The sequence below is a fragment of the Nocardioides sp. zg-1230 genome (assembly GCF_013155335.1).
Taxonomy (GTDB): Bacteria; Actinomycetota; Actinomycetes; order Propionibacteriales; family Nocardioidaceae; genus Nocardioides.
The window spans coordinates 485,635-507,247 of sequence record NZ_JABJQZ010000004.1; the positions used below are offsets into that span (position 1 = coordinate 485,635).

Annotated in this window: 21 protein-coding genes and 1 tRNA gene; 17 read left to right on the top strand and 5 right to left on the bottom strand. The window is 70.1% G+C overall.

From position 1 onward, the window contains the following. Positions 1–100 precede the first annotated feature (100 nt). A complete protein-coding gene (locus HOO61_RS14215) occupies positions 101–376 on the bottom strand; it encodes a hypothetical protein (RefSeq protein WP_172259457.1) in 276 nt (91 codons plus the stop codon). Between the two features lie 245 nt (positions 377–621). Here HOO61_RS14215 and HOO61_RS24925 point away from each other — a divergent pair, with 245 nt between their 5' ends. The 3 genes from HOO61_RS24925 to HOO61_RS14230 are packed head-to-tail and all read left to right on the top strand — an operon-like array spanning position 622 to position 3,133. Then, positions 622–924: a helix-turn-helix domain-containing protein gene (locus tag HOO61_RS24925; protein ID WP_367650208.1), complete on the top strand. Its 303-nt coding sequence runs from the start codon at positions 622–624 to the stop codon at positions 922–924. After that, positions 882–1,661, top strand: a complete 780-nt coding sequence (locus HOO61_RS14225) for an IS30 family transposase (protein ID WP_301539044.1) — start codon at positions 882–884, stop codon at positions 1,659–1,661. Before HOO61_RS24925 ends, HOO61_RS14225 begins: the two co-directional genes overlap by 43 nt. Before the next feature lie 47 nt (positions 1,662–1,708). Continuing rightward, positions 1,709–3,133, top strand: coding sequence for an HNH endonuclease signature motif containing protein (locus tag HOO61_RS14230; RefSeq protein ID WP_172259463.1), 1,425 nt, complete (start codon positions 1,709–1,711; stop codon positions 3,131–3,133). Between the two features lie 81 nt (positions 3,134–3,214). Here HOO61_RS14230 and HOO61_RS14235 read toward each other — a convergent pair whose 3' ends face one another. After that, positions 3,215–3,757 (bottom strand): AAA family ATPase, encoded by a 543-nt coding sequence (locus tag HOO61_RS14235; RefSeq protein ID WP_253942472.1) that lies wholly within the window; start codon positions 3,755–3,757, stop codon positions 3,215–3,217. Positions 3,758–3,863: 106 nt separating this feature from the next. Continuing rightward, a complete protein-coding gene (locus HOO61_RS14240) occupies positions 3,864–4,241 on the bottom strand; it encodes a hypothetical protein (protein ID WP_172259467.1) in 378 nt (125 codons plus the stop codon). A gap of 88 nt (positions 4,242–4,329) precedes the next feature. Here HOO61_RS14240 and priA point away from each other — a divergent pair, with 88 nt between their 5' ends. The 8 genes from priA to HOO61_RS14280 all read left to right on the top strand — a co-directional run bounded on the left by priA (position 4,330) and on the right by HOO61_RS14280 (position 12,664). Then, entirely contained in the window at positions 4,330–5,073 is a 744-nt protein-coding gene (priA, locus tag HOO61_RS14245; protein ID WP_172259469.1) for a bifunctional 1-(5-phosphoribosyl)-5-((5-phosphoribosylamino)methylideneamino)imidazole-4-carboxamide isomerase/phosphoribosylanthranilate isomerase PriA, read from the top strand. Positions 5,074–5,075: 2 nt separating this feature from the next. Next, the gene (locus tag HOO61_RS14250) at positions 5,076–5,531 is read left to right on the top strand and encodes an NUDIX hydrolase (RefSeq protein ID WP_216658902.1); all 456 of its coding nucleotides are present in this window, start codon (positions 5,076–5,078) and stop codon (positions 5,529–5,531) included. Then, positions 5,528–6,289: an imidazole glycerol phosphate synthase subunit HisF gene (hisF, locus tag HOO61_RS14255; RefSeq protein ID WP_172259473.1), complete on the top strand. Its 762-nt coding sequence runs from the start codon at positions 5,528–5,530 to the stop codon at positions 6,287–6,289. Before HOO61_RS14250 ends, hisF begins: the two co-directional genes overlap by 4 nt. Positions 6,290–6,316: 27 nt before the next feature. Then, positions 6,317–7,234 carry an ABC transporter substrate-binding protein gene (locus HOO61_RS14260; protein ID WP_172259475.1) on the top strand — a complete coding sequence of 306 codons (918 nt, stop codon included), beginning with the start codon at positions 6,317–6,319 and terminating at the stop codon, positions 7,232–7,234. A gap of 11 nt (positions 7,235–7,245) precedes the next feature. Beyond that, positions 7,246–8,109, top strand: coding sequence for an amino acid ABC transporter permease (locus HOO61_RS14265; protein ID WP_172259477.1), 864 nt, complete (start codon positions 7,246–7,248; stop codon positions 8,107–8,109). Further along, positions 8,106–8,855 carry an amino acid ABC transporter ATP-binding protein gene (locus HOO61_RS14270; protein WP_367650182.1) on the top strand — a complete coding sequence of 250 codons (750 nt, stop codon included), beginning with the start codon at positions 8,106–8,108 and terminating at the stop codon, positions 8,853–8,855. Before HOO61_RS14265 ends, HOO61_RS14270 begins: the two co-directional genes overlap by 4 nt. A 150-nt stretch (positions 8,856–9,005) precedes the next feature. Then, positions 9,006–10,856 (top strand): ABC transporter ATP-binding protein, encoded by a 1,851-nt coding sequence (locus HOO61_RS14275; RefSeq protein WP_367650183.1) that lies wholly within the window; start codon positions 9,006–9,008, stop codon positions 10,854–10,856. Then, positions 10,853–12,664, top strand: coding sequence for an ABC transporter ATP-binding protein (locus HOO61_RS14280; protein ID WP_172259479.1), 1,812 nt, complete (start codon positions 10,853–10,855; stop codon positions 12,662–12,664). The genes HOO61_RS14275 and HOO61_RS14280 overlap by 4 nt, the downstream gene beginning before the upstream one ends. Positions 12,665–12,671: 7 nt before the next feature. Here HOO61_RS14280 and HOO61_RS14285 read toward each other — a convergent pair whose 3' ends face one another. Next, positions 12,672–13,106: an SsgA family sporulation/cell division regulator gene (locus HOO61_RS14285; RefSeq protein WP_172259481.1), complete on the bottom strand. Its 435-nt coding sequence runs from the start codon at positions 13,104–13,106 to the stop codon at positions 12,672–12,674. A 209-nt stretch (positions 13,107–13,315) separates the two neighbouring features. Here HOO61_RS14285 and HOO61_RS14290 point away from each other — a divergent pair, with 209 nt between their 5' ends. The 6 genes from HOO61_RS14290 to HOO61_RS14315 all read left to right on the top strand — a co-directional run bounded on the left by HOO61_RS14290 (position 13,316) and on the right by HOO61_RS14315 (position 20,110). Then, positions 13,316–13,828 carry a PGPGW domain-containing protein gene (locus HOO61_RS14290; RefSeq protein WP_172259483.1) on the top strand — a complete coding sequence of 171 codons (513 nt, stop codon included), beginning with the start codon at positions 13,316–13,318 and terminating at the stop codon, positions 13,826–13,828. A 48-nt stretch (positions 13,829–13,876) separates the two neighbouring features. Beyond that, a tRNA-Val gene (locus HOO61_RS14295) sits at positions 13,877–13,948 on the top strand. Between the two features lie 405 nt (positions 13,949–14,353). Next, positions 14,354–15,934: an MFS transporter gene (locus tag HOO61_RS14300; protein WP_172259485.1), complete on the top strand. Its 1,581-nt coding sequence runs from the start codon at positions 14,354–14,356 to the stop codon at positions 15,932–15,934. A 148-nt stretch (positions 15,935–16,082) separates the two neighbouring features. Beyond that, positions 16,083–18,848, top strand: a complete 2,766-nt coding sequence (locus tag HOO61_RS14305) for an HAD-IC family P-type ATPase (protein WP_172259487.1) — start codon at positions 16,083–16,085, stop codon at positions 18,846–18,848. A 166-nt stretch (positions 18,849–19,014) separates the two neighbouring features. After that, complete coding sequence (locus HOO61_RS14310; protein ID WP_172259489.1) at positions 19,015–19,506, top strand: DUF1269 domain-containing protein; 492 nt, start codon at positions 19,015–19,017, stop codon at positions 19,504–19,506. 187 nt (positions 19,507–19,693) lie between these two features. Next, the gene (locus HOO61_RS14315; protein WP_172259491.1) at positions 19,694–20,110 is read left to right on the top strand and encodes an aromatic ring-opening dioxygenase LigA; all 417 of its coding nucleotides are present in this window, start codon (positions 19,694–19,696) and stop codon (positions 20,108–20,110) included. Positions 20,111–20,252: 142 nt separating this feature from the next. Here the strand turns inward: HOO61_RS14315 and HOO61_RS14320 are convergent, their stop codons facing one another. Next, entirely contained in the window at positions 20,253–21,611 is a 1,359-nt protein-coding gene (locus HOO61_RS14320) for a dipeptidase (protein ID WP_172259493.1), read from the bottom strand. Positions 21,612–21,613 lie beyond the last annotated feature (2 nt).

A 21,613-nucleotide genomic window follows, 5' to 3' on the forward strand; every position in this document is an offset into this window, starting at 1 on the left:
GCGGACAGCAAGCCAAACGCGCTCGTGCGGACCTCACGCATGGCGGCATGGGAGTGCGTACCGCCAGGTACCGCCGCCTGAATGGCGCTACCTGGTGCTGTCAGCAGTCGAGTTGCTCGGACAACTTTTTCGCAGGCGAGTTGGGCGGCGGATTGGGCCCGGGATCGACGGCAAAGGTGCAGTAGAAGAACTCGGTGTTGACGCGTTCTTGGTGCGTTTCCCACGCGGTGATCCCAGTGAAGACGGCGGTCGCGACGGCGGCGGCGACGACGGCTTGCCGGAGGAGACTCGTTCCTTGCCCGGGGTCGGGCCTCTTCGACGGCTTGGGAGGCTTCGGTGGCTTGGCCGACTCGATGATGTCGTCAGAGGCATCCATTGCCGCACCCTAGAGGTGGTTCCCAGAGGTGCGTTGCAGGACGCTCTGTCATCGGCATGAGCGGATGCTCGGATCGCGGGAGATGAGTGCGGTTCTCACTGGTCGCGCCGCTCTCCGCCCGAGTTCACGCACATGCGGATGCAGTGAGAGGGCGCGCCGGCACCGACGACCTGCGACATGACACCGCGGACTCAATCGGTTGTTGCAACTCGATCGTGAGTGAGAGGTTGCGGCGCGTGCCGGGAGTGAGGTTGACCGCGGATCGGCGGTTGGTGATTGAGCGGGCGTACATGGCGGGGTTGCCGCAGGCGACGATCGCGGCGTTGGTGGGCAAGCATCCGTCGACGATCTCGCGGGAGCTGCGTCGTGCGGGGTCGTTCGGGACGCGGTCCCCGCGAGCGTGGACGGCGCGCGCCGGTGGGCGTGGTTATCGGGTGAAGTACTCCGCGACGTGGTCGCAGCGTGAGGCCGCCAGGAAGGCACGACGGCAGAGAAGGCGCGGCGGTTGGACCATGCGCCGTTGCGGGAGAAGGTGTGGGGGCTGCTGAAGGACGACTGGTCCCCGGAGCAGATCGCGGCGATGCTGCCGGTGTTGTTCCCACGCGATCTGAGGATGCGGGTGTCGCACGAGACGATCTACCAGTCGCTGTTCGTCCAGACCCAGGGCGAGCTCAAGCGCGAGCTGACCGCGCACCTACGCACCGGCCGGCAGCGCCGCAAGGCCCAGACCGGTGGCGCGAAGCGGGTCACGCTCGGGATCACTGACGACATCCGGATCTCGGCTCGCCCGGCCGAGGCCCAGGACCGGGCGGTGCCCGGGCACTGGGAGGGCGATCTGCTGCTCGGCGGCACGGGCAAGGGTGCGGTGATCACGCTGGTGGAACGGTCCTCACGGTTCGTGCTCCTCGCACCGCTGCCGGGTCGGCACACCGCGGAGATCGCTCGGATGAAGCTGGGCGAGATGATCGCGACCCTGCCGCTGGAACTCAGGAAGTCGGTCACCTGGGACCGCGGATCAGAGATGGCCCAGCACGCCAGGTTCAGGACCGAGACCGGGATGCCGATCTTCTTCTGCGACCCTCAGTCGCCTTGGCAGCGCGGGACGAACGAGAACACCAACGGCCTGCTGCGTCAGTACTGGCCCAAGGGCGCGGACCTGCGTCACGTCACCGACACCGACTGCGACTCCGTCGCCTTGAAGCTCAACACGCGCCCCCGCAAGACCCTGGAATGGCAGACTCCCGGCCAGGCCCTCAACCAGAGGCTCGTTGCATCAGCCGTTTGAGTCCGCGCTCGATCCCGCTGTCGTACCAATCGCCTATAATCGAGCACATGAGCGAAGCGCTGACAGAGGTGAAGGCAGGTGGGGTCGAGGACCTCAGCGCCTCGGATCTTCTGCGTGCGATCCGCTCCTCGCGCGAGATCGAGCACGCCGAAGCCGCCCGCCAGCTCGTCCTCGCCGCGGCGTGGGCGGACCTGCACCCGCCGGAGTCGATCCATGACGCCGCGTCGTTCAGCGCGGCGGGGTGGGAGCACGAGGAGCCCATCGCCGGTGAAGGGGCCCCGTTGGTGGCGGAGTTCTGTGTCGCCGAGCTCGGCACCGTCCTCGGGATGTCGTCCACGGCGGCGAAGAAGCTCATCGGCCACGCGTTGGAGCTGCGCCATCGCCTGCCCCGGTTGTGGGGCCAGGTCCACGCGGGTCGGGTTGCGGCGTGGCAGGCGCGTGCGGTCGCGGAGACCACCATCCACTCTTCGCCGTCTCTGACCAAGGAGGCCGCGGAGTTCGTGGATGCGCAGGTCGCTGCCGTGGCCGGTCGGGTGGGTCCGGCGCAGCTGGACCGGCTGGTCGCGGAGGCGATCAAGCGCTACGACCTCGCCACCGCGGACCCGGCAGCGGATCCGGAGGACGGCTACCTCTACGTCGACCCGCGTCACGTCACGGTCGACACCCAGGACGTGCACTTCGCCGGCACGATGCGCATCGAGGCCGATGTCGACATCGCTGATGCCCTCGACCTCGACCGCGCGGTGGCGCGCGGAGCCGAGATGCAGAAGGCCCTCGGGTCCGCTCTGTCCCTTGATGCTCGACGGGCCAAGGCCCTCGGCGACCTCGCCCGCACCCAGACCGCCCTCGACCTCGCCGGAGCCGGCACCGACCCGCAGCGCCTGCCGGCGGCACGCGAGGTCGTCCTGCACGCCCACTTCGACGCCCACTTCGACGCCGGTTTCTCCGGCGACACCACCGTCTTCGGTCCCACCGGACGGCTCGAGGAAGGGCAGCGGCTGGTCCTGCTCGAGCAGGTGAAGTCATGGTGCGCCGACTCGCGCACCAAGGTCACGATCAAGCCGGTCATCGACCTCAACACCCAGCTGGCCACCGACGCCTACGACATCCCGGGCCGCATCCGCGAACAGATCGTCCTGCGCGACCGCACCTGCGTCTTCCCGTGGTGCACCCGACCCGCCCGGCGCTGCGACATCGACCACGTCATCCCCCACGACCCGGACGCCGCAGCTGAGGGCAGACCCCAGCCCGGCCCGACGAAGACCGACAACCTCGCCGCGCTGTGTCGGTTCCACCATCGGTTGAAGACGCACTCGTCCTGGCGCTACCAGATGGTCGCGCCCGGGGTCTTCGAGTGGACCAGCCCGCACGGGCACCGCTACCGCCGCGACCGCACGGGCACCGGCGCGATCGACCCGGATCCACCATGCACGCGCGACGCCGTACGCATCCTGCGGCCCCGCCGACCATGACCCCGCCCCACACCCCGCCACCCACCAGGTAGCGGGGCAACAGGCATGTCCCGGGCTGTGCCTGCGAGTCGCGTTTTCCGGTCAGGTGGTGGTGGGTGCGATTGCGTCGAGCGCGGAACGCACGTGCTGAACCAACAGGTCAGCGGCAAGCGCGCCTCCGGTGTCGATCCGAACCACCTTTCCGAGGCCCAGAGGCTGCCTTGCCGCCGCGGGCAGGTCGTCGAAGGATCGCTTCACCTCTGAGGCGTTCCGATGGCCGTCACGATGCCCGGGGTGTCGGACGCGCGAGGTGAACCTGGCGGCCGCGACGTGGGCCGGGCACTCACAGAAGACCTCGACGACCGATGTCGCGAACTGACGCAACCGCTCTGGAGCTGAGTCCCGGTCCCACCAGTTCACGAGGACGGGGGTGACCGACGTCGCGGCCAGTGCGTAGAGCACCTCGTCACTCGCGCGGCTGAGGCGTGTCCGCTCCGTGGTGTCATTGCATCCGACGCTGTCGAACAGGGCCTCGAGGATCGCGTCCTTGTCGATCAACGGCATGGCCAGTCGTTCGCTGAGGAGCCTGCCGACCGTGGTCTTCCCGCTGGCAGGGAGGCCCGACACCACCACGAGTGGAGACATCACGGGCACATCGTGCCACTGGCGTCGCCCGTGGCCAGGACTCACGCTCGAACCCGCACGGCCGAGAGGGTTGCAAGAAAGACCCCGCTCCCCGGGCCGGACCCGGCTACTTGCCGAAGTCCCGCAGCTGGACCGAGACCGTCAACATGTCGCGCCCCAGAACCGCGACACCCGTGCACCGGCTGCGGCGGTCGAGCAGGCCGTGGGCGCGACAGCCCGCCACCGCGGCGTCGAGCTCGGCCAGGGCTTCAGTGGGCGTGAGACCCTCCGGTACGACGACCTCGGCCTCGACAAAGCATCCGCCCGAACCGCACCCCCGCGCGGGCTCGGCGTAGGAATAGCCCATCGGTAGTTCCGGCAGGTCCTCCTCTGACGGGAACTGCGGACCACCGAGGCTGGCCGCGACCAGGACCAGCGCCACCACGCCAGCCGCGGCGAACACGCCGAGCGTCACTGCGAGCGCCGTCCTCGGTCGAACCCCCATGGGGACGATCCTGTCAGTCCGGGTGAGCCGCGTCTCGCCGTGACGAGGCCCCGGCCGTAGGTGAGACGACCACTCCTAGGATCGACCCATGCCCAGCACCCCCGAGCAGCCCTACCTCGAGCTCCTGCCCGCCGTGGACATCAAGGGCGGCCAGGCCGTCCAGCTGGTGCAGGGGGTGGACGGGTCGGAGAAGCGCTTCGGCGACCCGATCGAGGCGGCGCTGCGCTGGCAGGAGGCCGGCGCGGAGTGGATCCACCTCGTCGACCTCGACGCGGCCTTCGGGCACGGGCACAACCGCGAGCTCCAGGCCCGGATCGTCGGCACGCTCGACATCCAGGTCGAGATGAGCGGCGGCATCCGCGACGACGAGTCGCTCGAGGCGGCCATGGCGACCGGGTGCCGGCGCGTCAACATCGGCACCGCAGCACTCGAGCAGCCCGAGTGGTGCGCCCGGGCGATCGCGACGTACGGCGACCGGGTGGCTGTCGGGCTCGACGTGCGGGGGACGACGCTCGCCGCGCGCGGGTGGACCCGCGACGGGGGCGACCTCTACGAGACCCTCGCGCGCCTCGACTCCGAGGGCTGCGCCCGCTACGTCGTCACGGACGTCAACAAGGACGGCATGCTGCAGGGCCCCAACCTCCAGCTGCTGCGCGACGTCTGCGCGGCCACCGACAAGCCGGTCGTGGCCAGCGGCGGTGTCACCACGCTCGACGACATCCGGGCCCTGATGACCCTGGTCGACGAGGGCGTGGAGGGCGCCATCGCCGGCACCGCGCTCTACGAGGGACGCTTCACCCTCGAGGACGCCCTGCAGCTCACGAGGCCATGACCATGGAGTTCACCGACTACCACACCCGGCTCGCGGCGTACGCCCTGCTGGTCGACGAGGTCGACGGGCAGGAACGCGTGCTGCTGGCGTGGTGGAACGGCGAGGGCCACAGCGACCCGCAGTGGTCACTTCCGGGCGGTGGTGTCGACTTCGAGGAGTCCGTCGTCGACGCCATGGTGCGCGAGGTATTCGAGGAGACCGGCTTCCACGTCGAGCCGGGCGGCCTGCTGGCCGAGCACTTCTTCACCGGGCGGGGCCGGACCAACGACTACTGGTTCCGCTCCCAGCGGTTCGTCTTCGACGCGACGATCACCGGCGGCGAGCTCGGTACCACCGAGGTCGACGGGTCGACCGACCACGCGGCGTGGGTCCCGCTGGCCGAGCTCGAGGGCCAGCCGCGAGCAGACATCGTGGACGTCGCGCTGGCGGCCTGGCGCGAGAAGGAGGCACGCGGATGAGCCTCGCGATCCGCGTCATCCCGTGCCTCGACGTCGACGGCGGTCGCGTGGTTAAGGGCGTGAACTTCACCGAGCTCCGCGACGCCGGCGACCCGGTGGAGCTGGCCCGCCTCTACGACGCCGAGGGCGCCGACGAGCTGACCTTCCTCGACATCTCCGCCTCCCACGAGGGCCGCGCCACCACGATGGAGGTGGTCAGCCGCTGTGCCGAGGAGGTCTTCATCCCGCTCACCGTGGGCGGAGGCGTCGGCAGCGTCGCCGACGTCGACCGCCTGCTGCGGGCGGGGGCCGACAAGGTGGCGGTCAACACCGCCGCCATCCACCGGCCCGAGCTGGTCGCCGAGATCGCCGATCGGTTCGGCAGCCAGGTGCTCGTGCTCAGCGTCGACGCCCGCCGGGCTGGAGGCACCGACAGCGGCTTCGAGGTCACCACCCACGGTGGCCGCAAGAGCGCCGGGCTGGACGCGATCGAGTGGGCCGCGCGCGCCGCCGAGCTCGGCGCGGGCGAGATCCTGCTCAACGCGATGGACGCCGACGGCACGACGGACGGCTTCGACCTCGAGCTGATCCGCACCGTACGTCGCGAGGTGTCCGTCCCGGTCATCGCGAGCGGGGGAGCGGGTGCGGTCGAGCACTTCCCACCCGCCGTCGAGGCAGGGGCCGACGCCGTGCTGGCAGCCACCGTGTTCCACTTCGGGACCCTCACCATCGGCGACGTCAAGGCCGGTCTGTCCGCGGCCGGTCATCCCGTTCGCTGACGCCGCGCGGAGTCGTAGGATTCGGCCATGCTGAAGACCTCCCGGCGCGCCGCCAGGCGCCACCTCGCCGTCGTCACCCTCACGGCCGCCGCGATCGCGCTCTCTGCGTGCGCCCCGACCGACGAGGCCGACAGCGGCACCGACGCCGGCACGGACTCCGCCGAGAGCTCGGAGTCCGAGGCGCCCGCCGCCGACGCGTGCACGCCGGACACCCTGGAGACCGTGGCCGACGGCACGCTGACGATCGCGACCGACGACCCGGCCTACGAGCCGTGGTTCGTCGACAACGACCCGACCAACGGCGAGGGCTACGAGTCCGCGGTGGCCTACGCGATCGCCGAGCAGCTCGGCTACACCGCCGAGCAGGTCGCCTGGGTCAAGGTGCCGTTCAACAAGGTGGTGCAGCCCGGCCCGAAGGAGTTCGACTTCGACGTCAACCAGGTCTCCATCACCGAGGCCCGCCGCAAGGCCGTCGACTTCTCCTCCGGCTACTACGACGTGGTGCAGACCGTCATCACCAACAAGGGCAGCGCGATCGACGGTGCCACCAGCCTCGCCGACCTCGCCGACGCCAAGCTCGGCGCACAGGTCGGCACGACCAGCTACACCGCCATCACCGACCAGATCCAGCCCACGGCCGAGCCGGCCGTCTTCGACACCAACGACCAGGCGGTGCAGTCGCTCAAGAACGGCCAGATCGACGGCATCGTCGTCGACCTGCCGACCGCCTACTTCATGACCGCCGTCCAGCTCGAGGACGGCGTCATCGTCGGCCAGCTCCCGCTCCCCGACGGGGAGCCCGAGCAGTTCGGTGCCGTGCTGGCGAAGGACAGCCCGCTGACCGACTGCGTGTCCTCGGCCGTCGACACGCTGCGCGAGGACGGCGTGCTCGACCAGATCGGCCAGGAGTGGCTGGCCCAGCAGGGCGCCCCCGAGCTGTCCTGAAGGCCGACCTCATGACTGACCAGGTGGACACCGCCTGGGAGCCCTCCGAGGTCCAGCGAGAGCGCGACGAGTGGCGGCGCCGGCGCACGGTCCGCAGCGCTGTCATCGCGTCGGGCAGCACGCTGCTGCTGCTCGGCGTCGTCGGGGGCCTGGTGGTCAGCTCGCCGGGCTGGGAGCGCGTCCAGGAGACCTACTTCGACTGGGACAAGGCGGTCTCGTCGTTCCCGGCGGTGCTCGAGGGCCTCTGGCTCAACATCCGGGTGATGGTGCTCTGCGCGGTCCTCATCGTCGCGCTGAGCCTGACGATCGCGGTGATGCGCACCATCCGCGGGCCGGTCGCGTTCCCGCTGCGCCTGGTCGGGACGGCGTACGTCGACGTCTTCCGCGGCCTGCCGCTGCTGCTGGTGATCTTCCTGCTCGGCTTCGGCGGCCCCGCGCTCAGCCTGCAGGGCCTGCCGACGTCCGCGCTCTTCTGGGGCTGCTCGGCGCTCGTGCTGTCCTACTCGGCCTACGTCGCCGAGGTGTTCCGCGCCGGCATCGAGTCGGTGCACCCGAGCCAGCGCCTCGCCGGGCGGTCGCTCGGCCTGAGCTACGGGCAGACGCTTCGCCACGTCGTGCTGCCGCAGGCCTGGCGCCGGGTCATCCCCCCGCTGATGAACGACCTGGTCTCGCTCCAGAAGGACTCCGGCCTGATCGCCGTGCTGGGCGTCGTGGACGCGATCCGGGCGGCCCAGATCGAGACGGCGATCGACTTCAACTACACGCCGTACGTCGTGGCGGGTGTGCTGTTCTGCTGCCTCACCATCCCGATGGCGCGCCTCACCGACCGCTATGCGCGCAAGAAGGGCTACCACGGCGCCGGAGGTCATCTGTGAACACTCCCTACGCCACCGAGCTGCTGCGTCTCGACGGGGTGCGCAAGTCCTTCGGCGACAACGTGGTGCTCCGCGACGTCGACCTGACGATCGAGCCCGGCCAGTGCGTCGTGCTGATCGGCGCCTCCGGCTCGGGCAAGTCGACGCTGCTGCGGTGCGTCAACCTCCTCGAGGTCGTCGACGACGGCGTGATCACCTTCGAGGGCCGCGACATCACCGACCCCCGGGTGGACGGCGACGAGGTGCGCTCGCACATGGGGATGGTCTTCCAGGCCTACAACCTGTTCCCACACCTCGACGTCATCGGCAACGTCACCCTCGCGCTGCGCCTGGTGCACGGGGTGGGAGCCGAGGAGGCGCGCTCGCGCGGGATGGCGATGCTGGAGCGCGTCGGGCTCGTCGCCAAGGCGCAGGCCCGCCCCGACGACCTCTCCGGCGGCCAGCAGCAGCGCGTCGCCATCGCCCGGGCGCTGGTCACCAACCCGCGGCTCATGCTGCTCGACGAGGTGACGAGCGCGCTCGACCCCGAGCTCGTCGGCGAGGTGCTCGACCTGCTGACCGACCTCAAGGGCGAGGGCGTCACGATGCTGCTCAACACCCACGAGATGGGCTTCGCCCGCGACGTGGCCGACGAGGTCTGCTTCCTGCACGACGGACGCATCCACGAGCGGGGCCGGCCCGGGCAGGTGCTGGACGACCCGCAGGAGGAGCGCACCCGCGCGTTCCTCTCCCGCATCCGCGCGTGACCGGGCCGACCAGCTGAGGTGTGGTGTCCTGATTCGCCCGCTGTCGGTGCCGAGGAATAGCCTGACGGACGGCTTGGTTGCGATCGGCAACTGACCGGCGGAGACACCGGGACATCGAGAACCGGGACGACGGGGAGGCGGGCGACACCTGTGGGCGAGGACGCGGAGCTGCGGGGCACCACCACTCGCGACGGGTTCCGGGTCCTGTGGGTCGCCGTCAAGCGCGAGCCGGTCGTCTTCACGGTCGCCACACTGGGAGCGGTCCTCTTCGGGGTGCTGACCGTGGCCGACGCCTGGGTGCTCGGCTGGGCGACGCAGCACGTGCTGATCCCGGCGTTCGAGACCGGCGAGATCGGCACCGACATGCTGGTGTGGGTGGTCGCCCTCTTCATGGGTGTGGCCATCCTGCGCGCCGTCGGCATCGTGGCACGCCGGCTGGGCGGCGGCATCATGTACTACCGGATGCAGTCGCACACGCGCCGCGGCGTGACCCGGCAGTACCTGTCCCTGCCGATGGAGTGGCACCAGCGCCACCCGACCGGCCAGCTGCTCTCCAACGCCTACTCGGACGTCGAGGCCGCCTGGTCGCCGATCATGCCGCTGCCGATGGCGCTCGGCACGGTCGTGATGATGGTCATCGCGGTGGTCCAGATGTTCATCGCCGACGTCGTGCTGGCGATGGTGGGGCTGCTCGTCTTCCCGGCCGTCGTGGTCGCCAACCTGCTCTACCAGCACTTCTCCTCCCCGCTGATGACCCGGGCGCAGGGGCTGCGCGCCGAGGTCAGCGAGATCGCCCACGAGTCCTTCGACGGCGCGATGGTCGTCAAGACGCTGGGTCGTGAGGTCGAGGAGACCGACCGGTTCCGTGCCAAGGCCCACGAGCTGCGCGACGTCAACATCCGCGCCGGGCGCTTCCGGGCGATCTTCGACCCGACCCTGGCCAGCCTGCCCAACCTCGGCGTGCTCGTCGTGCTGGCGGTCGGCGTCTCACGGGTCGCCAGCGGCGCGACCGAGGCCGGCGACGTCGTCACCGTCGCCTACCTGCTGACCATCGTGTCGTTCCCGATCCGTGCGATCGGCTGGCTCCTCGGGGAGTTCCCGCGATCGGTCGTGGGCTACCGCCGCGCCAAGGCGGTGCTCGACGCCACCGGCAACATGGCCTACGGCCTCGACGAGCTGCCCACCCGCACCACCGGTGGCGCGCTCCTGGAGGTCGAGGACCTCCACTACTCCTACGACGCCGACGCGCCGCTGCTGCGGGGCGTCGACTTCGACGTACGTCCTGGCCGCACCGTCGCGCTCGTCGGTGCCACCGCGTCGGGCAAGAGCACGCTCACCAGCCTGATGACCCGGCTCGTCGACCCCGACGCCGGCCACATCCGCATCGACGGCCACGACCTCACGGGCCTGCGCAAGGGCGAGCTCCCGCGCGACGTGGCCCTCGTCCCGCAGACCGCCTTCATGTTCGACGACACCGTCCGGGGCAACGTCACGCTCGGTGCCGACGTTCCCGACGCCGACGTGTGGGCCGCGTTGCGCACCGCCCAGGCCGACGGCTTCGTCGCCGCCCTGCCCGAGGGCCTCGACACCAAGCTGGGGGAGCGCGGCACCTCGCTGTCCGGGGGGCAGCGACAGCGGCTGTCCCTCGCCCGGGCGCTGGTCCGCCGGCCGCGCCTGCTGATCCTCGACGACGCCACCTCCGCGGTGGACCCCGAGGTCGAGGCGCGGATCCTCGCCTCGCTGCGCGACGACCGCGGCGAGACTGACGGCGACGGCGACGGCTCGGCCGCCTCGCTGGTCGTGGTGGCCTACCGCAAGGCGACGATCTCGCTGGCCGACGAGGTGGTGCACCTCGACGAGGGGCGCATCGTCGGGCGCGGCACCCACGCCGAGCTCCTGGCCTCCAGCCCCGCCTACGCGCAGCTGGTCAACGCCTACGAGACCGACGCCGCGCTCGACGCCGGGCCTGCGTCCGCAACCGACGGAGGGAGCTCGCGATGAGCACCACCACCCCCGCCGCCTCCGGCACCCGGATGGACACCGGGGAGGACATCGGCGCCATCGCGACCCTCCGCCTCGGCATGAAGTACTCACCCGAGCTGCGCGAGGGCCTCGGCCGGACCCTCTTCTACGCCGTCATCGCCTCCTGCGGCCAGATCGTCGTGCCGATCGCCGTGCAGCAGACCCTCGACCGCGGCCTCAACGGGCCCGATGGGCCGCGCCTCGACTACGTCGCGTGGATGGGCGTGCTTGCCGCGGTCGCGATCGCGGTGACCAGCTGGGCGTCCTACCTGATGACCAGCCGGTTGTTCACCGTCTCCGAGCGAGGCCTCGCGACGCTGCGCACGAAGGCGTTCCGCCACGTCCACGACCTGCCGCTGCTCACCCAGAACACCGAGCGCCGCGGCGCCCTGGTCTCGCGCGTGACCAGCGACGTCGACCAGGTCAGCCAGTTCCTGGTCTTCGGCGGCCTCATCTTCGTCGTCAGCATCGGGCAGATGCTGGTCGCGACCGTGCTGATGGTCGTCTACAGCTGGCAGCTCGCGCTGGTCGTGTGGCTGGCCTTCGCGCCGCTGTTCCTGTCGATCCGCTGGTTCCAGAAGAAGCTGTCGGCCGCCTACACCGTCGTACGCCACCAGGTGGGCGTGCTGCTCGGTGCGATCTCCGAGCCGGTCGTCGGCGCCGCGGTCGTCCGCTCCTACGGCATCGAGGACCGCACGCAGGCGCGCATCGACACCGCCATCCAGGACTGGCAGGACGCCTACACGCACGCCCAGACCTACACGGTCACCTCGTTCTCCCTCGGCGGCCTCTCGGCGGGCCTGGCCAACGCCGGCGTGATCGTGATCGGTGTGCTGCTCGGCTTCACCGGCGACATGACTCCCGGCACGGTGCTCGCCTTCGCCTTCCTCGTCACGCTGTTCGTGGGGCCGGTCCAGATGGGCACCCAGATCCTCACGGACGCGCAGAACGCGATCGCCAGCTGGCGCCGGGTCCTCGGCATCCTGGAGACCCCGGCCGACCTCGTCGATCCGGGCGCGGACGGTGAGGTGCTGCCCCGGGGCCCGATCGACGTCCGGTTCGCCGACGTCAGCTTCGCCTACCCCGACGGGCCCCCGGTGCTCCGCGAGGTCGACCTCGCGATCGACGCCGGCACCCGCGTGGCGATCGTGGGGGAGACCGGCTCGGGCAAGTCCACCTTCGCCAAGCTGCTCACCCGCCTGATGGACCCCACCGACGGGTCGGTGCTGCTCGACGGCGTCGACGTACGCCGCATCGACGCGCGCTCCCTGCGGCGCAGCGTCGTGCTGGTGCCGCAAGAGGGGTTCCTGTTCGACGACTCGATCGCGGCCAACGTGCGCTACGGCAGGCTCGACGCCACCGAGGACGAGATCCGGGCGTCGGCGGTCGAGCTCGGCATCGACGACTGGCTGCGCGGCCTCCCGCGCGGGCTCCACACCCAGGTCGGGCAGCGTGGCGAGTCGCTGTCTGCCGGCGAGCGCCAGCTCGTCGCGCTCCTGCGCGCGCACCTCGCCGATCCCGACCTCCTGGTCCTCGACGAGGCGACCAGTGCGGTCGACCCGGCGCTGGAGATGCAGATCGGCCGCGCGCTCGAGCGGCTCATGCAGTCACGGACCTCGGTCACCATCGCGCACCGGCTGTCGACGGCCGAGAGCGCCGACGAGGTGATCGTGGTCGACAAGGGGCGCGTGGTGCAGCGCGGACCCCACCTCGAGCTCGTCACGCAGGCGGGGAGCGTCTACGCCGGCCTGCACGCGAGCTGGGTCGCCCAGCACTCCCGCGTGTAGGGGCGGTTCAGGAGGCCAGGAGCTGGCTGATCAGCAGGTCGGCGTCGAAGGCGTCGGACTCGGTGCCGGGGGCGACCACGGCGACGGTGCGCGCGATGAAGTCGAGGACGTCGGCCGCACGGGCGAGCAGCACGAGATGACCGTCGGGGGAGCTGAGCTCGATCGAGACCATGGCGCGTCCGCTCAGCCCGATGGCGGGGGAGACGTGCACGTCGCCGTCGCCGACCGGGGCCTCGGTGCCACGGATCAGCAGGTCGCGGCCGAAGGTCCACACGAGGTTGCCGTCGGAGGTGACGAAGGTCATGGCCACCGCGAAGGGGTCGGAGCTGGCATAGCTGAGCACGGTGTCGATCTCGTGGCGGATGCCGCGTTCGTCCATGCACTCGACGGTGATGTCCAACGCGACGTCGGACAGGGTGTGCCCGCTACCGGACAGGTTCATCGAGGCTCCTCGTGGTTCGCCCGGAGTGAGGGGTTTCTCCGGGTTGCGTGCTCATGAGACGGCATGCCGTGACGCTCATGATGCGAAACGGCAAAATATGATCCGGACCGGTCCAGACCGGATCTTGATGCTGGCTCGTGGCGAACTTGACGGTAACCCGGGCTTCCGCCTGCAGAGAAACCGCTGGTCCGGCCGGGTAGGTTCTACGCATGACGGGGGCAGCCAAGCGCATCGGTCTCGAAGCTCTGGGGTGGACGCTGCTGCTCCTCGGGGTGGCCGCGATCTTCCTGCCCGGTCCGGGACTGCTCGGCATCTTCGCCGGTCTCGCCCTCCTGTCCCAGCAGTACGACTGGGCCGAGAGGCGGGTCGAGCCGGTCCGGCTGCGCGCGATGCTCGGCGCCGCGGAGAGCGTCGAGACCTGGCCCCGCATCGTCGCCTCGTGCCTCGGTGCGATCGTCCTGGCCGCGTGCGGCGTGCTCTGGATCATCACGCCGCCGGCCCCGGACTGGTGGCCGGTGTCCGAGACGTGGTGGCTGCCCGGGGGGATCTGGACCGGCGTCACCCAGGTGGCGTCGGCCTTCATCGCGGTCGGGCTGATCATCTACAGCTACCGCCGCTTCCACGGGCACCCGGAGAAGGCAGACGAGCTCCGGCGCGACATCAAGGCGCGCGGCCGTAGGTCCGACGAGGCGGACGACCGCGCCGTCAGGGCCGATTCCTGACCCGATTCCGGCTCGGGCCCCACGATGGGATACCGTTCTGCCGAGCTCGGGCGATTGGCGCAGTGGTAGCGCGCTTCGTTCACACCGAAGAGGTCACTGGTTCGAACCCAGTATCGCCCACCGAGATCATCCAGAGCCGCGCTACCGGGTAGCGCGGCTCTGCTGTTCGCACCGAAGAGGTCACTGGTTCGAACCCAGTATCGCCCACCGAGTCCGCCACAGCCCCTGACCTGCCGCACGAGCAGGTCGAGGGGCTGTCGGCATGTGGGACTCATGTCGGTCCAACGACCGACGGCGCCAGAGGTGACGGCCCACCACCAGGACGCTCGTGCCCGACGTGGCCGTCAGCCGCAGACGGCGGCGCAGCGCCGGAGGAACAGCGTCTCGGTCAGGGGCGCTCGATGGAGGTTCCCTCGGTGCGGGTGAGGCCAGACGCATCCGTGGGGCCCACCATCGGGTCGACTGGCTTCCTCCTTCTCGGCGACGTCCGTGCGTCGCCTCAGCACCGACGGGCGTAGTGATCCCATGGCCCTGGCCGAGAGCTCGAACGGCATCCCTCGCCAGGGCATTCTCCTTGCAGCGGCGATGTTCGTCTTCGTGATCGACACGTCGTTCATGAACGTCTCGATCTCGGCCGTCGTCGAGGACCTCGACACGACGGTGAGCGGCGTGCAGTCCGCTGTGGCGATCGAAGCGCTCGTGTCCGCCGCGTTCATCCTCATCAGCAGCAAGGTTGGCGACCTGTTCGGGCGCAAGCGCGCGTTCGTCCTCGGCATGTTCTTCTACGCCGTCGGGGCGCTCGCGATGGTGTTCGCACAGGGCCTGACGGCGATCATCGTCTTCTGGGCGATCCTCGGCGGACTCGGCGCCTCCCTCTACCTCCCGGCGATGCAGTCACTGATCCACGGGAACTTCGAGGGGAGGACCCGCGCCAAGGTGTTCGCCCTGGTCGGGGCGTCGGGGGCGATCGCCGCTGCGATCGGTCCCCTGATCGGAGGCTTCGTCACGACGGTGCTGTCGTGGCGCGTCGGCTTCCTGCTGGAGGGGCTCATCATCGGGGTCGTGCTGCTGGGGAGCCGCGGCATCCGGGACGTGCCCTACACCGGGGACCGGTCGGTCGACCTCCCCGGGGCGTTCCTTTCGGTGATCGGCATGGGCGGCCTCGTCATCGGGGTCCTCGCGTGGCAGGAGGGCGGGGAGTCCGTCGCGCTGCTCCTCGCCATCGGGGTCGGCGCGATGGCCGCCCTCGTGTGGTGGCTGCGCCGACGCAAGCGCGAGGGGAAGCCGGCGCTGCTCGATCCGGGCCTCTTCTCGTCCGAGCTGTTCAGCACAGGGGTCACGCAGATCTTCCTGCAGCAGGTCGCCCTCGGCGGGCTGCTCATCGCGTTGCCCATCTTCCTGCAGCTCGTCTGGGGCTACAACGCGCTCCAGGCGGGCATCACGCTCGCGCCGCTGTCGCTCACGATGTTCGTCGTGGCACTGCTCGTCGGGAAGCGTGCCGGGAAGCGGAGGGCGAGCAGCATCGTCCGAGCAGGCTTCGTCCTGCTCGCCGTGTCGGTCGCCGGCCTGATCCTCCTGGTGCCCCGGGCGGACTCCGGCTGGCACCTGGCCGTGCCGCTGATGCTCGCGGGAGCCGGCCTCGGCCTCCTCGCCTCCCAGCTCAACAACTACGCCCTGGCCCCGCTCTCGGAGGAACGTGTCGGCGAGGGCGCGGGCGTCACCTCTGCGACCGGCTCGTTCGGCCTGTCGTTCGGTCTCGCCTTCGCCGGCGCGATCATGCTCGCCACCTTGTCGACCGCCTTCACGACCATGGCGGAGTCGAGCAGCGTCCTGCCTCCGGCCGACCAGGAGCGGGTGGCGGCCGTTCTCGAGGAGGACGCGCAGGTGATGAGTGACGCGCAGCTGGAGGAGCTCCTCGCCGCGCAGCCCGAGAGTGTCCAGGACGAGATCCTGGGCATCAACGCCGACGCCAGGGACCTGGCGCTCCAGGTCGCGCTCCTCGTCGCGCTCCTCGCGGCGCTCGTCGGCATCGCCATCTCCTTCCGCATGATGCGCCTGCCCGAACCGACGCCGTCTGCCACGGACCACGATGCAGGGCTCTACTGACGCCCCCGACGGGCAGCCCGCGTTGCCGCCCATGACCACCCGGCACCGCGTCCGCACGGGCCCATCCCTCACCCGCCGGGGGTGAGGCCAGAGGCCTCGGCCGGTCACGACTATTGAGCGTCAACTCATCAACACGTGGAGGCCTGCTATGGCAAGCCCCGGTACCGCTGCTGTCGGGGATCGTCGTGGCTTCGACCCGGTCGCCGCCGACGTCGACGAGGTGGCGCGTGAGCTGGGGGTGGATCCCGCTCGCGGGCTCTCCGGCGATGAGGCCCGAGCCCGGCTGGAGTCACACGGAGCAAACCGGCTGGCCGCGGGGAAGAACGAACCGGGGTGGCGGGCATTCCTGCGCCAGTACCAGGACTTCATGCAGGTCATCCTCCTAGGTGCGGCGTTGGTGAACCAGCTCGTCACCGGAGACACCGGTACCACCGTCGTGCTGGCTGGGCTCACGGTCTTCAACGCCGTGATCGGTCTGCGCCAGGAGTCCAAGGCCGAGGAGAGCGTCAAGGCTCTCGCGCAGATGATGAAGACGATCGCCCGGGTTCGCCGAGATGGGCAGTCGGTGGAGATCGACGCCGAGGAGCTGGTGCCCGGCGACGTCGTCCTCGTCGAAGCGGGCAACCTGGTCCCGGCTGATGCTCGCGTCTGTCTCGCCGCGACCATGGAGATCGAGGAAGCGGCGTTGACCGGCGAGAGCCTCCCGGTCGGGAAGTCCACCGACCCGGTCATGGGGGATGACGTCCCGCTCGGCGACCGGACCTGCATGGCGTACATGAACACATCGGTCACACGCGGACGCGGAGAGCTCATCGTCACCGCCACCGGTATGGGCACCGAGATCGGCCACATCGCCCACATGCTCGCCAACACCGAGACCGGCAAGACACCGCTCCAGAAACAGCTCGACGCCCTGTCCAGGATCATCGCCGCGATCGCAGCCGTCGCCCTCGTGCTGGTCGTGCTGCTGGGCCTTGCCCGCGGCGAGTCCTTCGACACGCTGTTCGTCACGGGTGTCGCGCTTGCCGTGGCCGCCATCCCGACCGGCCTTCCGGCCGTGGTGACCGCGCTGCTCTCGATGGGAACCAGGGAGATCGCAAGCCGCCACGCGATCGTCAAGCGACTGCCCGCGGTCGAGACGCTGGGCTCGACGTCCGCGATCTGTTCAGACAAGACCGGCACCCTGACCCTCAACAAGATGACCGCCCGCGAGCTCGTCATCCCCGGTCAGAACCGGTACACCGTGTCCGGCGAGGGATACAGCACGGAGGGCACCATCAGCCACGTGGGTGGACAGAGGCACGACCTCGATCCCTACCTGCTCCCGATGGTGCTCTGTGCCGACGCCGTCCTCGACGGGGAGAGCCTGATCGGTGACCCGACGGAGGGTGCGCTCATCGTCCTGGGGGCCAAGGGTGGGCTCGACATCGAGCAGACCCGGAGGTCGTTGCCGCGGGTGGCGGAGGTGCCGTTCGACTCCGACTACAAGTTCATGGCCACCTTCCACGAGATGACGTCGGACGGACGCCCGGTCCTGCGCTGCTATGTCAAGGGCGCTCCAGACGTCCTGCTCGACCGTGCGGCGACCATCCGCAAGCCGGACGGCAGCCTGGTCGCGATCACGGACGAGAACCGACACCTCGCGACGATCGCCAATGACGAGATCGCCAACGCGGGCGAACGGGTGATGGTGGTGGCTCAGCGCGACCTCGACCCGAGCGTGCTCACGGCGGGTGGCGACCTCATCGACCAGGTGCAGGAGCTCACGCTCCTCGCCATGGTCGGCATCGTCGATCCACCCCGTCCCGAGGCCAAGGTCGCGATCGCCGAGTGCCATGACGCAGGGATCCAGGTTCGGATGATCACTGGTGACCATGCGACGACGGCTGCCGCGATCGCCGGGGAGCTGGGGATAGACGGGCGGGCGATCACGGGCACGGAGTTCGCCGCCATGTCCGACGAACAGCTGCTGGGCCAGCTCGACGAGATCGGGGTGGTCGCGCGGGTCGCGCCGGAGGACAAGGTGCGTCTCGTCCGCCTGCTCAAGCAGAAGGGCAACGTGGTCGCGATGACGGGCGACGGCGTCAATGATGCGCCGGCCCTGAAGACCGCTGACATCGGCGTGGCGATGGGGATCACCGGTACCGAGGTCTCCAAGGAGGCCGCGGTGATGATCTTGACCGACGACAACTTCGCCACGATCGTCGGCGCCGTCTCCTACGGCCGCACTCTCTACGACAACCTGCTCAAGTACCTCCGCTTCCAGATGTCGACGCTCGTCGCCTACATCGCGATCTTCATCGGGGCCGGAATCATCGGCATCGCCGGCGGCGCCCCTTTGAACCCGCTGCAGATCCTCTGGTTGAACATGGTCGTCGACATCCCGCTCGCGATCGCGCTCGGCTTCGACCAGCCTGCCCGCGGCCTGATGGCGCGACCGCCTCGCCCGGTCAGGGCGCCGGTCCTCTCCCGCAGCAACTGGATCCGGCTGCTGGCCCAGGGTGCAGTGATGACCGCCGGGTCCCTCGCCGCCTACCAGATCGGCGATGACCAGGGCGGGGCCGTCGCGGGGGCCACCATGCTCCTCACCACCCTGTCGCTGTTCCACGTGGCCGGCGCCCTCCTGTGCCGCGACCAGCACCACACGGTCTTCGACCGGGATGCGATCCCTGGCGTGATGCAGCTCCGGCGCTACGGTCTCGCGCTGATCGCGATCGTCCTCGCGACGTCGCTCACCTTCCTGCAGCGAATTCTGGACACCACCTCCTTGACCTTCACCCAGTGGTGCATCTGCGCGGGCATCGCCTCCTCCCTCGTGGTCGTCGAGGAGCTGATCAAGCTCGTCGTCCGACGCCGAGGAACGTCGGAGAGGGCGACTCCAACGCCTCAGGCCATGACTGCCGTACCCGCCTGACGAGGACAGACGACGTCCGGCGGGTCTCAGGTTCCTCCCACCACCTCGGCGCGCTGATGCGACATGTCCGCGGTGATGGCGGTCGTCTCACCCGGAACGGATGAGTCGTGAGCACGCGAGCGAGCGGCAGGATCGACATCACATCTCGACTCATCAAGGGGAAGTCATGGGAACACTCACGGTGTGGAAGTTCGACTCCGCCAGCGGCGCGGACGAGGCGGTCGCGGTCTTGCGCGATCTGGCGAGCAAGCAGCTCATCAAGATCCAGGACGCTGCCACCGTGCGGTGGGACGAAGGGAAGAAGAAGCCCAAGACCCACCAGCTCAACAACCTCGCCGGTGCCGGTGCCCTCGGAGGGGCCTTCTGGGGCATGCTCTTCGGCTTGATCTTCTTCGTACCCCTCCTCGGCGCCGCCATCGGTGCAGCGGCCGGTGCCGTCGGTGGTGCCTTCACCGACGTGGGCATCGACGACGACTTCATCAGACGCGTGCGAGACGAGGTGACACCTGGAACGTCGGCACTGTTCGTCATGAGCTCCGACGCTGTCGTGGACAAGGTGAAGGAGGCCTTCGCCGGCTCGAGCCCCGAGCTCATCTTCACCAACCTCACCGACGAGCAGGAGGCGGCCATCCGCGAGGCCTTCGCCGAGCAGGACTGATCGAGATCCCTCGCTCGCGACGCCGTGGTGCCGGCGTGGTGCCGGCGTGGTGCCCCGGTCGTGGACTCACCCGGCCCGGGGGAGGCGGGGCCGTGCTGGAGGGCGAGACGATCGCACCTGGCGTCGCATCCGGAAGGCGCGCGCAGGCCGGTCGGCCTCAGGTCGGCCCGAGTGAGGGGGGCAAGGCATGCGGAACATCGCGGCCATCACGGCCATCGTCGTCGGCATCGTCATGGCGGTCGCCGGTGTCATCACCTGGGTGGTCGTCTCGACCACTCTGGAGGACCAGAGGATCACCGTCTCCGACGACGCCACCTGCGCGGCTGGGGACGGCGTGAACGGCCCGATCTCCGCCTACTGCCAGGCCGACATCATCAACCAGCACACGTTGGACATCACCGGCGGCAAGACCTACGCCGAGCTCGATCGCGAGGACCCGAACCGCGCGGTCGCCATGGACTCCGCGTTCCTCCAGGCGTCGCTGTTCACCTCGGTCGTCGCTTTCGGCGTCGCTGGCATGGCCTTCGTCCTGGGGATCGTCCTGACTCTGATCGGACTGGCCCTCCGCGAACCCGTACGCGCAGCCCGCCACTCCGGCACCTGACGACTTCGCGAAGGCCGTGACAGGTCACCGGGCCACGGGTCCGCTGGCGGGTCGACCGTCCCTCCACCATCCGCCCGGCCTGACGGCGCGCGGGTGGCGCTCGGGTGCCTGGGTCAGCAGGATGCTCGCGCTGAGGGCTCCGTCAGCGGGGCACGGCGGCATAGCGCTGGAGGAACAGCGCCTCGGCCAGGGCCATGGCGGAGATCTCCCGCGGGTCGACGCTCTCGTTGGGGGCGTGGATCAGCGCCTGCGGCTCCTCGACGCCCATGAGGATGATCTCGGCGTCGGGGTAGGTGTCGGTGAGCACGTTGCAGAGCGGGATCGAGCCGCCCTGCCCGAGGGTCACCATGGGCGTGCCGTAGGCCTCCTGCATCGCCGCCCCCATCGCCCGGTAGGCCGGACCGTCTGTGGTGGCCCGGAACGGCGATCCGGTGGCCTCGACCTCGACGGAGACGTGGACACCCCAGGGTGCGGCAGCTCGGAGGTGCGCCGTGAGCGCCTGCTGAGCCACCTCCGGTGCCAACCCGGGAGGGATCCGGAGGTTCAGCCGCGCGGCCGTCCTCGGAACGATCGCAGCCGCGGACCCGACGACGGGCGGGCAGTCGATGCCGAGCACGGTGATCGCGGGTCGAGCCCATAGCATGTCGGACACCTCGCCGTCCCCGAGGAGACGTACGCCGTCCAGCAGCCCGGCGTCGCTGCGGAACTGCGCCGGCGGGTAGGGCTCGCCCTCCCACCGGTTCCTGTTGTCCAGGCCTCCGACCGTGGTGTTGCCGTTGGCGTCCCGCAGGGAGGCCAGCATGGCGATCAGCGCCGCCAGCGCGTCCGGGGCGGCCCCGCCGAACATGCCGGAGTGGAGCTCGGACGCGAGTGCCTCCACCGTGACGACCACGTTGACCATGCCCCGCAGGCTGACGGTCGCGGCCGGCCGGCCCACGGCCGCGTTCCCCGTGTCGCAGACGAGGATCGTGTCCGCACGAAGCAGGTCGGGGTTGTCGACGACGAAGCCCTCCAGGCCGCCGGTGCCCTGCTCCTCCGAACCCTCCACCACCAGCTTGAGGTTGACCGGTACGCCGTCACCGAGAGCACGCAGTGCCAGGAGGTGCATGAGGATGTTGCCCTTGCAGTCCGCCGCGCCGCGCCCGTACCAGCGACCGCCCTTCTCGGTGAGCTCGAAGGGAGGCGTCTCCCAGGCGTCGTCGTCGAGAGGCGGCTGCACGTCGTAGTGGGCGTAGAGGAGCACGGTGGGCGCGTCGGCGCGATCGCACGGCCGGGAGCCGACCACCGCGTTGCTGCCGTCCGCCGTCCTGGCGAGCCGGGCGTCGGTGAAGCCGAGGGCCGCGAAGCGCTCGCGCACCCACCGCGCCGCCCGGTCGCACTCCTCCGGCGGGAACTGCCGCGGGTCGGCGACCGACCGGATGGCGACGAGCTCGGCCAGCTCCTCCCTCGCCTGCGGCATGAGGTCGGCGACACGGGTGCTGAGGCCCGTCCCCACGTCCATGC

What these genes read in the sequence shown, in the direction of transcription:
- HOO61_RS14310 (WP_172259489.1), top strand. Translation starts at nt 19,015, where the DNA reads ATGGGAACACTCACGGTGTGGAAGTTCGACTCCGCCAGCGGCGCGGAC.
- HOO61_RS14215 (WP_172259457.1), bottom strand. Translation starts at nt 376, where the DNA reads ATGGATGCCTCTGACGACATCATCGAGTCGGCCAAGCCACCGAAGCCT.
- hisF (WP_172259473.1), top strand. Translation starts at nt 5,528, where the DNA reads ATGAGCCTCGCGATCCGCGTCATCCCGTGCCTCGACGTCGACGGCGGT.
- HOO61_RS14285 (WP_172259481.1), bottom strand. Translation starts at nt 13,106, where the DNA reads ATGAACCTGTCCGGTAGCGGGCACACCCTGTCCGACGTCGCGTTGGAC.
- HOO61_RS14315 (WP_172259491.1), top strand. Translation starts at nt 19,694, where the DNA reads ATGCGGAACATCGCGGCCATCACGGCCATCGTCGTCGGCATCGTCATG.
- HOO61_RS14280 (WP_172259479.1), top strand. Translation starts at nt 10,853, where the DNA reads ATGAGCACCACCACCCCCGCCGCCTCCGGCACCCGGATGGACACCGGG.
- HOO61_RS14300 (WP_172259485.1), top strand. Translation starts at nt 14,354, where the DNA reads ATGGCCCTGGCCGAGAGCTCGAACGGCATCCCTCGCCAGGGCATTCTC.
- HOO61_RS14305 (WP_172259487.1), top strand. Translation starts at nt 16,083, where the DNA reads ATGGCAAGCCCCGGTACCGCTGCTGTCGGGGATCGTCGTGGCTTCGAC.
- HOO61_RS14230 (WP_172259463.1), top strand. Translation starts at nt 1,709, where the DNA reads ATGAGCGAAGCGCTGACAGAGGTGAAGGCAGGTGGGGTCGAGGACCTC.
- HOO61_RS14290 (WP_172259483.1), top strand. Translation starts at nt 13,316, where the DNA reads ATGACGGGGGCAGCCAAGCGCATCGGTCTCGAAGCTCTGGGGTGGACG.
- HOO61_RS14260 (WP_172259475.1), top strand. Translation starts at nt 6,317, where the DNA reads ATGCTGAAGACCTCCCGGCGCGCCGCCAGGCGCCACCTCGCCGTCGTC.
- priA (WP_172259469.1), top strand. Translation starts at nt 4,330, where the DNA reads ATGCCCAGCACCCCCGAGCAGCCCTACCTCGAGCTCCTGCCCGCCGTG.
- HOO61_RS14240 (WP_172259467.1), bottom strand. Translation starts at nt 4,241, where the DNA reads ATGGGGGTTCGACCGAGGACGGCGCTCGCAGTGACGCTCGGCGTGTTC.
- HOO61_RS14250 (WP_216658902.1), top strand. Translation starts at nt 5,076, where the DNA reads ATGGAGTTCACCGACTACCACACCCGGCTCGCGGCGTACGCCCTGCTG.
- HOO61_RS14235 (WP_253942472.1), bottom strand. Translation starts at nt 3,757, where the DNA reads ATGTCTCCACTCGTGGTGGTGTCGGGCCTCCCTGCCAGCGGGAAGACC.
- HOO61_RS14320 (WP_172259493.1), bottom strand. Translation starts at nt 21,611, where the DNA reads ATGGACGTGGGGACGGGCCTCAGCACCCGTGTCGCCGACCTCATGCCG.
- HOO61_RS14265 (WP_172259477.1), top strand. Translation starts at nt 7,246, where the DNA reads ATGACTGACCAGGTGGACACCGCCTGGGAGCCCTCCGAGGTCCAGCGA.